The sequence below is a fragment of the Nocardia alba NBRC 108234 genome (assembly GCF_001612665.1).
GTDB classification, from domain to species: domain Bacteria; phylum Actinomycetota; class Actinomycetes; order Mycobacteriales; family Mycobacteriaceae; genus Nocardia; species Nocardia alba.
The window spans coordinates 136522-149909 of record NZ_BDAX01000006.1; the positions used below are offsets into that span (position 1 = coordinate 136522).

Annotated in this window: 7 protein-coding genes; 2 read left to right on the plus strand and 5 right to left on the minus strand. The window is 69.6% G+C overall.

Annotation, left to right across the window (positions count from 1 at the left end; all coding sequences use genetic code 11):
- Positions 1-29: 29 nt before the first annotated feature.
- Genes NA12_RS09000 through NA12_RS09015 form a run of 4 tightly spaced genes read right to left on the minus strand, consistent with a single transcriptional unit; the run spans position 30 to position 10316 of the window.
- Positions 30-5135 carry a non-ribosomal peptide synthetase gene (locus NA12_RS09000; protein ID WP_067448278.1) on the minus strand — a complete coding sequence of 1702 codons (5106 nt, stop codon included), beginning with the start codon at positions 5133-5135 and terminating at the stop codon, positions 30-32.
- Positions 5136-5150: 15 nt separating this feature from the next.
- Positions 5151-8261 (minus strand): nocobactin polyketide synthase NbtC, encoded by a 3111-nt coding sequence (nbtC, locus tag NA12_RS09005; RefSeq protein ID WP_084472549.1) that lies wholly within the window; start codon positions 8259-8261, stop codon positions 5151-5153.
- Complete coding sequence (locus NA12_RS09010; RefSeq protein WP_067448281.1) at positions 8254-9567, minus strand: beta-ketoacyl [acyl carrier protein] synthase domain-containing protein; 1314 nt, start codon at positions 9565-9567, stop codon at positions 8254-8256. The genes nbtC and NA12_RS09010 overlap by 8 nt, the downstream gene beginning before the upstream one ends.
- Entirely contained in the window at positions 9564-10316 is a 753-nt protein-coding gene (locus NA12_RS09015) for a thioesterase II family protein (protein WP_067448282.1), read from the minus strand. Before NA12_RS09015 ends, NA12_RS09010 begins: the two co-directional genes overlap by 4 nt.
- A gap of 244 nt (positions 10317-10560) precedes the next feature.
- Here NA12_RS09015 and NA12_RS09020 point away from each other — a divergent pair, with 244 nt between their 5' ends.
- A complete protein-coding gene (locus NA12_RS09020; protein WP_067448284.1) occupies positions 10561-11223 on the plus strand; it encodes a GNAT family N-acetyltransferase in 663 nt (220 codons plus the stop codon).
- 62 nt (positions 11224-11285) lie between these two features.
- On the opposite strand, the gene NA12_RS09025 is transcribed toward NA12_RS09020, so the two are convergent.
- Positions 11286-12584 carry a SidA/IucD/PvdA family monooxygenase gene (locus NA12_RS09025; protein ID WP_084472551.1) on the minus strand — a complete coding sequence of 433 codons (1299 nt, stop codon included), beginning with the start codon at positions 12582-12584 and terminating at the stop codon, positions 11286-11288.
- Positions 12585-12654: 70 nt separating this feature from the next.
- Here NA12_RS09025 and NA12_RS09030 point away from each other — a divergent pair, with 70 nt between their 5' ends.
- Positions 12655-13362: a siderophore-interacting protein gene (locus tag NA12_RS09030; protein ID WP_067448286.1), complete on the plus strand. Its 708-nt coding sequence runs from the start codon at positions 12655-12657 to the stop codon at positions 13360-13362.
- The last annotated feature ends 26 nt before the right edge of the window (positions 13363-13388 follow it).

Below are 13388 nucleotides of genomic sequence, written 5' to 3' on the forward strand. Positions count from 1 at the left end.
GGTCGGGCCGAGGCAACCGATGTCGGCGCTCATCCCTGCGTGGACCAGGCGGCCGTCAGCGCGGACAGAGCGTCGGCTTCCAGACCCGACGCGCTCATCGGCGCGTGCGAAACCTGTTCGGGTTCATCGGCTCGAGCCCCGCCTTCGGCGGCAGCGGCGTCGACGGCAGCGGCCAATTCGGTGATCGTGGCGCATTCGAAGACCATCTGCGGCGACAGCGGCAGGCCGAGGGCATCGGCGCGGGCCGACCACTGGATGGAGATGACGCTGTCGCCGCCGAGGGCGAAGAAGTTGTCTTCACCCTCCACCTCGTCGATTTCCAGCAGTTCCTCGATCAGCGCGATCAGGGTGCGCTCCGTGTCGGAATCGGTCGCCGCACCGGCGGCGACGGCACTCGCGGCCACCGGGGCGGGTGCGGCCAGCAGGCGCTCGAGGTCCGGGGCCGCCAGCACACGCAGGTCGGCGACCGGCAGGTCCGGCGTCTCGGCGAAGGCGCGCAGGGTGGCGGCGAGCGCGTCGGCGATCAGCGCGGCCGTGGCCGGGTCGTACAGATCGGCGTTGACGACGACGCGAACATCCATACCGCCGTCGGCGGTCACGTTCAGGCTCAGGTTCAGATCGAGGAACGAGACGTCGAAGTCGGCGGGCAGCACGGTGACGGTGCTCGCCCCCGAGGTCGCGAACGGGAGCGTGGTCGGTGCCCAGTCGGCGCCACGGAAGTGGATCATGGACTGGAACAGCGGGTTTCGCGAACGCGAGCGACGCGGGTTGAGCGCTTCGACCAGGCGCTCGATGGGCAGCTCCTGGTGGGCGTTGGCGTCGAGCACCACATCGCGCGCCCGGATCACGGTCTCGCGCAGGGTCGGCGCGTTCGACAGGTCGTTGCGCAGCACGACCATGTTGGCGAACAACCCGATCAGGGCGGTCGTCGCCGGATCGGTGCGCGCCGCGACGGGAGTGCCGAGGGTGATGTCGGTGCCACCGCCCAGGGCGTGCAGCAGGGTGGCGACCGCGGCCTGGCACACCATGAATTCGGTGGCGCCACTGCGAACCGCGAGCGCTTCGAGCCCGGAGCGCACGGCGGCGGGCAACGAGAAGTTCACCACTTCACCGCGCTTGCCCAGCACCGGCGGACGCTGCCGGTCGTGGGCGACCGCGATCTCCTCGGGCACACCGGCGAGCGTGGCCCGCCAGTAGTCGATCTGGTCCGTGGCGAACGCGCTCGGCGCGGCCTGGTCGAACAGTTCGCGCTGCCACAGCGCGTAATCGGCGAACTGGACCGGCAGCGGCGCCCAGCTCGGGGCGCTGCCCTGCTCGCCGCGGGCCCGGTAGGCCGCGGTGAGGTCGTCGAGCAGCACGCCGAAGGACGCGTGGTCGGCGACGATGTGGTGCACCAGCAGCGAGAGCACGTGGGTGTCCGCGTCGAGCACGAGCAGTTCGGCGCGGATCAGCGACTCGCCGTCGAGCGTGAAGTGGTAGCCGGCGATCTCGGCGAGCGCCTCGGTGAGCTGATCGGCGGCGATCTCCCGCACCGGCAGCGGGACCGGCGCGGCGGGATGCACCACCTGGTAGGGCAAGCCCTCGTGTTCGGGGAAGGTGGAGCGCAGCGACTCGTGCCGGGCGACCACGTCGTCGAGCGCGGCGCGCAGGGCCGCGATGTCGAGGTCGCCGTCGAAGCGCAGGGCCAGCGGCAGGTTGCCGACCGAGCCCGCGCCCTCCATGCGGTACTGGAACCACATCGCCAGCTGCGAGTACGACAGCGGAACGCGGTCGCCGCGCGGACGCCCACCGATCGCGGGACGATCGGACCGCCCCGGCCCGGCGGGCACGGAATCGGCTGTCACGGTCGTGCTCTCGGCGGGAGCGTCCTCGACATCGCTGTCGACCGCGTCGAGGTCGAGGTCGAATTCGGCCAGGAAGCGGGCAACCAGGTTGGCGGCGAGCGCGGCGGGCGTCGGGCTGTCGAAGATGACGCGGACGTCGAGTTCGACGCCGAATTCCGCGCGGATCTGGGCCACCAGGCGGGCCGCGAGCAACGAGTGCCCGCCGAGTTCGAAGAAGGAGTCCTCCGCGCTGACTTCGTCGAGGTTGAACAGACCGCCGAACAGCGCGCACACCTTGCGCTCGGTGGCCGTGGCCGGGGCGCGGTGGGTGCGCGTCACGGCGGGGGTCGCCGCGGGCAGGGCGCGCTTGTCGAGCTTGCCGTTGACGGTGAGCGGGATCTCCGCGATCACCGCGAACGCGCTGGGCACCATGTATTCCGGCAGTCCGCCCGCCGCGAACGCGTGGACCTGTTCGAGGTCGATGGAGCCCTCGGCGGGCACCACATACGCGGCGAGCATCGCGCCGATGGCGGGGTCCTCGGTCACCACGACAACGCAGTGGGCGACGGCGGGATGCGCGGCGATCGCGGCCTCGACCTCGCCGAGCTCGATCCGGAAACCACGCACCTTCACCTGCTCGTCGGCGCGACCGACGAACTCGAGCTCACCGAAGCTGTTGCGGCGCACCAGGTCACCGGACCGGTACATGCGGGCACCCACCGCGGGGCCGCCCTCGGCCGCCGCGAACGGGTCGGCGACGAAGCGTTGCGCGCTGAGCGCGGGGCGGTCCAGATAGCCGCGCGCGAGCTGATCGCCGCCGAGGTAGAGCTCACCGACGACGCCGTCGGGCACCAGCTGCAGCGCCTCGTCGAGGACATAGGTGTAGACGTTGCGGTTGGGGATGCCGATCGGCACCACACCGGTGCCCTGCGGACCCTCGACCGGCATATGGGTCGAGCAGACCACGGCCTCGGTGGGCCCGTAGTGGTTGCGGAGTTCGGCTTCGAGCGTGTTGAAGAACCGGTCGGCGACCTCGCCGGGCAGTGCCTCGCCGCCGACGGGGATCTGGCGCAGCGACTGCCACTCACTGATCTCGGGCAGCAGCAGGAACGTGCTCAGCATCGACGGCACCATGTGCAGCACCGTCACCTGGCGGCGGGTGATGAGGTCGGCGACGTAGCGGATATCGCGGAAAGCGTTGGGCTTGGGCACGATCAGCTGCGCGCCGACCGTGAGCGTGATCGCGATGTCGACCAGCGAGGCGTCGAAACTCACCGACGACGACTGCATCAGGCGGTCGGCCGCGGTCATGTTCCAGTCCGCGGTGAAGCAGACGATGTGTTCGGCGATCGCGTTGTGCGGCACCGGAACACCCTTGGGTTTGCCGGTGGAGCCGGAGGTGTAGATGACGTAGGCCAGGTTCGCGGGCAGCAGCGGACGCAGCCGCTCGGCGTCGGTGGGCGCCGTCGCGGGAAGCGCGGCCGCCATCTCCTCGGCGGCGGCCAATTCGACCGCGCCGAGCAGTAATCGAGGATTCGCGTCCTCGACCAGGTACTCGATGCGGTCCTCCGGGTAGGCCGGGTCGATCGGCAGGTACGCGCCGCCGGCCTTCAGCACCGCGAGCACGGCGACGATGAACTCCACCGAGGTGCCGAAACGCAGGCCGACGAGGTCCTCGGTTCCGATCCCCTGGCCGATCAGCCAGTGCGCCAGGCGATTCGCTCGCGCGTGCAGCGCGCCATAGGTGAGCTCGGTGTCGTCGGAGAGCAGGGCGAGCGCGTCGGGGGCGGCGGCCGCGGCCGACTCCAGCAGCGCGACAAGGGTGGTCGCCGGCTCGTCGACGAGGAGGCCGTGCGAACGATCCAGCAGGGCGGCGCGATCGGTGGCGCCGAGCATGTCGAGGTTGGCGAGCCTGCGGCGCGGCTCACGCAACGCGCTGTCGAGCAGCTGACCGAAGTGGGCGAGCAGCTGGTCGACGAGAGTTTCGGCGAGCACATCGGTCTGGTACTCGGCTTCCACCACCGCGGTGCCGTCGGCCTCGAGCACGATGGCCAGCGCCAACGGCACCTGCGCGCTCGCGGCGCCGAGTTCGAGCTGGGTGGAGCTCACGCCGTCGATGGCGAATCCGTCGGCGCTCTTGCGCACCGAGAAACCGAGGCGGACCAGCTGATCCATGCCGTCGCGACCCGCCACCCGATCCGGGTTCGCCTCGCGCACGACACGATCGATGCCGACACCGCGATGGGCGAAGGCGCCGGTGCAGGTGTCGCGGACCGAGGCGACGAGCTGGGCGAAGTCGGCGTCGGCGCCCATGGTGGCGCGCAGCAGCAGGGTGTTGCCGAAGTAGCCGATGAGCTGTTCGGTGCCCGCGGGGCGATCGGTCACCGGGATGGAGACGAGGAAGTCGTCGGCGGCGGTGTAGCGGTGGATCAGGGCGTCGAAACCGGCGAGCAGCACCATGAAGGGGGTCGCGGCCTGCTCACGGGCGAACTGTTCGGTACGCGCGACCAGCTCGGCCGAGAGCCGATGGGTGCGGCGCTGCGCGCCGCGACCGGGGGTGGCCGAGGCGGAGCCGGGCAGTTCGAGGGGTTCGGGCTGCGGGCGAAGGGCCTCGCGCCAATACGCCACATCGGCCTCGGCGGGTTCTTCGGTCGAGGCGATCGCGGCGAACTGCACGGTGTCGGGGCCGGCGTCGGTGCCCGGCTGCCCGGCCAGGTACGCGGCGTTCAGTTCGGCGAAGAACACCGCCCAGGAATCGTCGTCCCAGGCGATGTGGTGGATGGTGAGAAGCACGACGTGCTCGTCGGACCCGGTGCGGATCAGCGTCGCGCGCAGCGGCAGTTCGGTGCCGAGCGCGAAGGGACGACCGAACTCGCGCTGGGCCAGCACCTCCACCCGCAGGTCACGACCCGACTCCGCGAGCTCGGTGAGGTCGTGGGTCGACCATTGCGCCGTCACATCGTCGGCGAACACCTGGTACGGGGTGCCGTCGACGTCGGCGCCGTAGGTGGTGCGCAGGATGTCGTGGCGCGCCACCACCTGATCGAACGCCGCGTGCAGACGGTCGGCGTCGAGCGGACCGGTGAGCCGGTAGGCGACGCAGATATTGAGGGCGGTGTCGTCGGTGTCGCGGGTCTGCAGGAACCACATCCGGCGCTGGCCGGGCGTGAGCGGACGGCGCTCCCCCACCGGAATACGCGGTGTGGCAACGGGTTCGGCGCTCACCACGGACATGCCGCGTTCGCGCAGCCGCTGCTGCAGCAGCAGTTTGCGGCGCTCGGCGACGGACAGGGTGGCTTCGGTGTCAGACATGTTCTCTTCGGCCCCTCAGCCCTGGTTGGTGTTCTGTGCCATGAGCAGCACGACATCATCGAGTGACGCGCCGCCGAGAATCGCCGCGACCGGCAGGTCGCGATCCAGTTCGGCCTTCACGCGCTTGCGGAAGTCCAAGGCCTGCAAGGAATCGAGGCCGAGTGCGACCAAGGGCATGGTGGCGTCGATGGATTCGGCGCTGTCACCGCCGATCACCTTGAGCAGTTCGGTGCGCATGCGCAGGTCGAGCGGGAAACTGTCGACCGATGCGGCGGGCGCCGGGACGGCGACAGCCGCGACCGCACTCACCGATTCGGCGGGCGCCTGCGCCACCTGCGGTGTGGGCGAGGCGGATTCGAGACCGGTGAGCACGCTCGCCTGGCCGAACGCGCCGAGCACCTCGCGCAGGAAGTCCCAGTCGGCGGCGATGATCATGCCGTCGCGCACCGGCGCCGCGAACCCGGCCTCGATCGCGTCGGCGGGCACCATCGGGAACACGCCTGCCTCTTCGACCCGGGCGAACCCGGCGTCGTCGAGCGGACCGGCCACACTCCACAGACCCCACTGCAGGCTCGCGGCGGCGATGCCGCGCGCACGCAGCCTCCGGGCCGCCACGTCGAGCATGCGGTTGGTCACCGCGTACAGGACCTGTCCGCGTCCGCCCAGCGTCGCCGCCATCGACGAGCACAGCAGCACCCGGCAGTCCACGGTCAGGGCGATCGCGTCGATCAGGTTGTCGAGGCCGCGCAGCTTCGCGGCAGCGGCGGTGCGCACGGCATCGTCGGTGATCTGGTCGAGTTCGGCGTCCACATAGTTGACCGCGGCGTGAATCACCAGGTCGACCGGGCGATCGGCGATCTCGGCACCGAACGCCTTCGCGGCGTCGACCTCGCTGACATCGCAGGACCGCACCACGATCTCGGTCGCGCCGATTCCGCGCAGCCGAGCCAATTCCGGTGCCAGCGCGTCGGTTTCGCCACTGCGGCTCAGCAGGGTGACGCGTCCCGCGCCGGTGCGTGCCAAGTGATCGGCGAACCGCAGACCCAGCTGACCGGTGCCACCGACGATCACCACGTGATCGAGATCCGCACCGAGCGAGCCGGTTTCATCGGTCGGGTCAACGACCAAGCGCTTGACGAACAGCTTGCCCGCGCGCAGGGCCAGTTCGGCCTCACCACTGGAGTGCACCGCGCCGACGATCTTGGTGGCCTGGGCGGGTGCGGATTCGTTCACGGCGAGGTCGAGGTGCCGGAAGAGGATTCCCGGGTTCTCGATCCCCACACTGCGGAATCCCGCGCTGACGCCCGATTGGAACAGCCCGGGAACCGGGTCACCCTCGTGCACCGTCTCACCGCCGACGGTCAGCAGCCAGCACTCGCCACCGGGGCGCAGCGCCGACAACGCCGGAGCCCACGCACGCTCGGCGTAGAACCGCGCCAGCGCGTCGATCGCACCGGCACTGTCGTCGTCGCCGGTAGCGGGCAGCAGCACCACCACGGAATCAGCGAATCCCGGATCGCCATCGGTCGCGAGGACACGCGCGTCGGCGCCGTGGCGGTCGGCCGCGGCGAGCAGCGCGGCGGCCAGCTCGGCGCAGTCACCCGTGTGGTCCACGACGAGCAGACTGCGCGGTGCGGTCAGCGCGCGGCGCTGCACCGGCAGCCACTGTTCCACCAGCCGTTGCGGTTTCGGAGTGGTGACGACGAGTTCGGCGGGCGTCTCGTTGGCGCCGAGCGGAGCCCACAGGCGCTTGGCGTTGGTGACGGTGTGCGGGAAGTCGCGCAGCGGCAGGGTGACGGTGTCGTCGACGCGCAGCGCGTCCCAGCGGTAGCCGAGATCGAGGACGGCGACCTGGGCGAGATTGCGGGTGAATTCCGAGAGCCCGTCCGCGGTGCGCAGCGACGTGCCGAGGACACGGAAATCACGCGCGGGCAGACCGGGACGATTCGGGACCAGGCTGAGGTTCTCCTGGATGGCCAGTTGCAGCACGGGATGCTCGGCGACCTCGATCAGCAGGTCGATGCCGTCACTGCCCGCGCTCACCACGGCACGGTCGAACCGAACGCGGTTGCGCAGGTTCCAGAACCAGTACTCCTCCTGCTTGAGCTCGGGCGTGATCGCCTCACCGAGAGTTGCTCCATAGCAAGTGATCTCGGACGCGACGAAGTTCGGCGCGCTCATCTCGTCGCCGAGGAAGCCTTCGAAATCGGTCCGCACCTCGGCGACGATGGAGGTGTGCGCCGGGAAGGCGACCCGGATCTCCCTGGCGAACTGACCGCGCGCGGTGGCGGCGGCCACCAGATCCACGACGGCGCCGCGTTCACCGGAGATGGCGATGATGTGCGGCGAGTTCACAACCGCGAGCTCGGCCCACCCCGAGTGCCTGGCCATCAGGGCTTCCACGCTCTCGCGGTCCATCCCGAAGACCGCCATCGAATAGCCGCGCGGGGACAACCGGTCCGCGAGCAGGGCGCGATGGGTCACCGCGAGCACCGAGTCACGCAGCGTCATCACGCCGGAGACCGCACCCGCGGCGAGCTCGCCCTGACTGTGGCCGATGGTCGCGTGCGGGTCGACGCCCGCCGCACGCCACAGCGCGGCCAGGCCCGTCATGTGGAACATCAACGCGGGCTGTACTTCCCACACCGTGTCCTCGTACTGCCCTTCGTGGCCGAGCAGATAGTGCAGCGGCTGGGAATGACCGAAGCGTTCGGCGTGGATGGCGGCGCATTCGTCGACCACGGCGCGGTAGTCGGGCGACAGCTCGTAGAACGTCGCGCCCATACCCGGCCGCTGGCTGCCCTGACCGGGGAAGACGAACCCGACCCGGCGCGCGCTCGCCGCGACGTCGCCGGACACGACCGACGGGTGCTCGGAGCCGGTCGCGATCGCGTCGAGCGCGGGGAGCAACTCTGCACTCGTCCCCGTCGGCGCGGCCAGGATCAGCGCCCGGCGGCGCCGGGGCACCCGAGTGCGAAACAGCATGTCCGCCAACCGCTGCGCGGGTACCTCGGGGTGCGCGGCCACGTAGTCACGCAGGGCGGCGGCCTCGGCGCGCAGTCCGTCGACGCTGTCGGAGGACAGCAGCACGGGAACGCTGCCGTCGGGTAAGCGGTACTCAGCCATGGTTGGTCTCCTCCAGCACCGGCAGGCCGACGATGGCGTGCGCGTTGGTTCCCGCGACGCCGAACGAGGACACCGCGGCGTAACGCAGTCCGTCCGCGCGCGGCGCCCAGTCGGTGAGTTCGGCCGCGAGACGCAAACTGGTCGCATCCCAGTCGATCTCGGTGTTGGGCGCGTCGGCCCACAGGCTCGGGGCGATGGCGCCGTGCGCGCCGCACAGCAGCACCTTGATCAGCCCGAGCATCCCCGACGCCGCCTGGGCGTGGCCGGTGTTGGACTTCACCGAGCCGAGCAGGGGTCCGTCGGTACGGTCCGGGTTGCCGTAAGTCGCCGCCAGCGCGGTCAATTCGAGTGGGTCGCCGACCGCGGTACCGGTGCCGTGCCCTTCGATCAGGCCGATGTCGTCGGCACTGATTCCGGCCGCGGCGACCGTGTCCTCGATCAGCCGCTGCTGAGCGCTCGCGCTCGGCACCGCGATCGGGGCGCCGGACCCGTTGTGGTTGACCCGCGAGCCGAGCAGCTGCCCGTAGATCCGGTGGCCCAGCGCCTTCGCCCGTGATTGCCGTTCCAGCACGATGACGCCAGCGCCCTCGGCCCACAGGGTGCCGGTCGGGTCGGCGGCATAGGAGCGGCAGTGGCCGTCGGTGGCGAGGGCGTTGTTCTTGGAGAACTCGTAGAACGCGCCGGGCGAGCCCATCACGCACACCCCGCCCGCCAGCGCCCACTCGCACTCACCCGCGCGGATCGCCGAGGCCGCCTGATGCACGGCGGTCAGCGACGACGCGCACGCGGTGTCCACGCTGATCGAGGGCCCGATCAGGCCGAGGCCGTGCGAGATACGCCCGGCGACGGCGCCGAGGGCGGTGCCCGTCGCGCGGTAACCGCTGTACTCGTTCACCGACCCCACCCGTGGCCCGTACTCGACCGTCGAGACGCCCATCCACACACCGGCCGAATCACCGTCGAGCAGGCCGGGATTGAGGCCCGCGTGTTCGAGCGCCCGCCAGGCGACTCGCATGGCCACGCGCTGCTGTGGATCCATCGCCACCGCTTCGCGCGGGGTGATGCCGAAGAACTGCGCGTCGAACTCGGTCGCGCCGTCGAGGAACCCGCCCGCGTCGCGGACCGGCGCCCAGCCTTCGAGCCTGCCGAGGGCGAACAGTTCGTCGAGCGGCCAGTCACGGTCGCGCGGGAACGGGCTGATCAGTTCACGTCCGGACGCGAGCGCGGACCAGAAGTCGGGCAGGGTCTCGACGCCGCCGGGGGCCTCGATGCCCATCCCGACGATCACGATGGGATCGGAGTTCATCGCGCGAGCGCCTGTCCGATGAGGGCCTCGGCGATGCCGTCGATGTTCTCGTCGAGGTAGAAGTGGCCGCCCTCGAACAGGTTGACCTCGATCTCGGCGGTGGTGCTCTGGTCCCAGCCGTAGAGGTCGCGCGGTCCGACGAACGGGTCGTCATCGCCACCGAGAACCAGCACGGGCGTCGCGACAGCCACATCGGGTCCGCAGGAGTAGGCGTCGAAGGCGCGGTAGTCGGCCTTGAGGACGGGCAGCGCCATCCGCATCACCTCACGGCTGGCCATCACGTCGGCGCCGGTGCCGTTGAGCGCGCTCATGTGGTCCAGCAATTCGTCGTCCTCGGTGGGATGCGCTGGGAGCTCGGCGATTCGGTGCGGTGCGGCGGCAGCGGAGACCACCAGCAAACGCACGGGCAACCCCGCGGCTTCGGCCAGTCGGACGAACTCGAACGCGACGATGGAGCCCATGCTGTGACCGAAGACGGTGAGCGGCGCGCCGGTGTTGTGGGCGCTGTCGCGGAAAGCCTCGAAGGCACCGACGGCCAGTTCGGGCAGCGTCTGCGCGGCGGCTTCGCGCGCACGGTCCTGACGACCGGGGTACTGGACGATCACCGCGTCGAAGTCGGCGGCCATACGCTTGGCGAACACCCGATAGGCCGAGGCTCCCGCACCCGCGTGCGGGAAGACGATCAGTGGCGGTAGGGAGTCGGTCCTGGGGGCCTGAAACTGCCTGATCCAGCCGAGTTCTCTTGCCATGTCGCTCTCCCTCACCGGCCACGCGAAGCCGCGCGGCCGTTTCGCACTATCCAAACGCCGCACTGACGCACGGGCCCGCCCGGTGCTGTCGTCCGGGACCGGGGCGAATCCTGTTGCACCCGAATCGGAACGGACCGGCTATCACCGGGCGAACGGTCGGGCAACAGTAACACCCAGCCATTAGTATAGGCTAGCCTTACCAGTCGAGGTGACCAAGGTTACGATTGAACGGAGCACCGAGTAGATGAACCCCGCCGGGACCCCCACCGCGTTACCCCGCGAGCAGACCGATCTGCCCGCCGAGGTGGCCGCGACGCCCGCGCCCGCGCTGCCCGTTTTCGCGGCGCCGTTCAGCCTGCGCCCGGCCGATCCCGACAGTGCCGACCCGGAAACGCTCGCCGAGTGGATGACCCGCCCGCACCTGCTCGAATCATGGGAACAGGACTGGGACGCCGAGCGCCGCCGCGACAACTTTCGCGCCCAACTGGCCGGAACCTATTCGATCCCTTGCATTCTCAGCCTGGACTTCGCCGTGCTCGGCGAGCCCGAACTCGGTATGCGCGAGGTCGCCTACGTGGAGTTCTATCGCGCGGCCAAGGACGAGATCGGCCGGTTCTACGACAGCGATCCCGGCGATATCGGCTTCCACATCGCCACCGCCGACACCGCGGTGATCGGCAAGGGCATCATGTCCGGCTGGATCTCCGCCATGACCACCGCTGTCTTCGCGGCCGATCCCACGTGCCGCCGCGTCCTCGCCGACCCCGACCACCGCAACGTGGCGATCGCGCGCGGCCTGGCCAAGGCCGGGTTCCGGCTGATCGGCGAGATCGACGTCCGCCCCGATCGGCGGATCTCGTTGCAGTACGTTCCGCGCACTCCGCACGACATAGTCGCGCCGCGCTGAGCGCCGACAGCAGAGCCCCTTCCCGTCGAATCACTCGACCGGAAGGGGCTTTTCTTCTGCGCTCAGCGCGCGAGCGCCCGTGCCCGAGCGGGCACCGTCTGCAGCACCCGGTCCGAGAGTTCGCCGAGGCAACTGAGATTCGGGAACCCCGGCCCCTGCGCCATCGCCGCCATGTTGGGGAGATAGAGCTTGCCGGCCAGGCCGGTGACCGCAAGGTCGTAGCCGATCGACGATTCGATCCGCGACTGCGTCAACGCGCCGCCGACGGCGAGTTCGAGCAGATCCGCGGTCCGCTGGTCGAACATCTCGAGGAACCACAGCGGCTGACCGCCGGTGGCATCGACCACCAGATCGAAGTTGTGCACCTGCTCGGCCCGCAGCTCGTTGCTCAAGGTCAAGGCCAGCGAATCGCCGTGCGGCGCGATCTTGGTGACCCGGCCCTGCAGGTGATGGACGCGGTTGTCGCCCAACAGGCTTTCCTGCACACGCACCGAGAACACGCCACGATCGGTGCGCCGGATCACGTCGCGACGTTCCTGAATGCTCAGCGCCGCCCACTTCACGGGATCACTGAACAGCGAGTTCTCGAAGAAGCTCTCGCCACGGGTGTAGAGGGTGGCCAGCGGGGAGATCACCGAGATGGTGAGCATCTCGTGCCGAACCAGCTCGTCCAGCGCCGAACCGCCGGTCTCGCCGCCACCGATCACCGCGGCGCGCGACGCGGCAGGCAGCGTGCGTTTGCCTGCCCGGTCCCAGAATTCGGCGATGCTGAGCACGCGCGGGTGCTCGACCAGGGCCCGGCTGCTGCGGCCGGGGCCGGTGATCATCAGGCCGTCGGCGGTGAGCGTGCTGCGCGCACCGTCGGCGTCGACCACGTCGACCTGCCACTGCTCGCCATCGCCGTGCCCGATCTGCTCCACGCGACCGAGCACCAGTTCGAGGTCGATGGACTTCGCGACCCACTGCAGGTATTTGGCCCAGACATGGTGCTGCGGACTCGGCCTGCCACGGTCGATCCACTCGGCGTAGGTGCCGTGCTCGATCAGGAACGTGGTCCAGCTGAAAGCGGCCATCGCGTGGTCGATATCGCGGTTGCGTCCGCGCGCCCAGGTGGAGTGATACGGGAAGCCGACATCCTTCTCGGGACTGGTGCCCAGACGATGCTGACCGTCGGTCCAGCCCCCGGTGGGTAGCCAGTTGCCGCCGACCGCGTGCGCCTCGACCACGACAACCCGGGGAGCGGGCATTCCGAGTGAGCGCAGAACATGCGATTTAGCCGCCACCGCAAGGGCTTTCGGTCCAGCGCCGATTACCAGAAGGGTTTGCACCGGTTCGTACTCCGCTCTCTCACACCAGCCCATATTTGCATAGGCTTACCTTATTTAACCACCACCGCAGACAAACAAGTGTCGTTAGGCTAACCTAAGGGTCATGGGTAAGGGATTGAACGGTCTGATAACCAAGGCCTGGGGCGGCGCCGACTATCGGCTGACAGTGACCTCCAACGAGCAGATCACCGACAAGTTCGTCCGCATCGGCTTCACCGCGGGCGGCCTGCTCGCCGACCACCCGGTGCACCCCACCCAGTGGATCCGCCTGTGGATCCCCGACGCGACCAGCGACAAGCTGCACCACCGCGGCTACACCCTGGTCGACCAGAACCCCGAAGCCGACACCATGAGCATCGATTTCGCGCTGCACAACGGTCCGGCGGCCGACTGGGCCCGCCGCGCGAAGCCGGGCGATCCGCTCGACGCCACCGTCCTCGGCTCGGACTTCCAGCTTCCGGAGCAGACGCCGAGCGAGTACGTCATCTTCGGCGACACCGCCTCCCTGCCCGCCATCAACTCCCTGCTCGACGCCATCGGCGACACCCCGGCGCGAGTCTGGCTGGAATGGCAGTACGAGTCCGACAAGACCATTCCGGTCAACAACAAGCCCCACCACACCCTCACCTGGGTCCAGCGGGTCGACGACGGCCGCCTGCTGCGCGAAGCCGCGCAGGAAATCACCTGCGTCCCCGGCACTTACGGCTGGGTCACCTGCGACGGCCACACCACCCGCTCGATCGTGAAGGCCCTCAAGACCCAGCACGCACTGCCCAAGACCTCGATCAAGGCGCAGGCCTACTGGAAGTAAGTGAAAACCGGTTCCGCGAGGCCGAG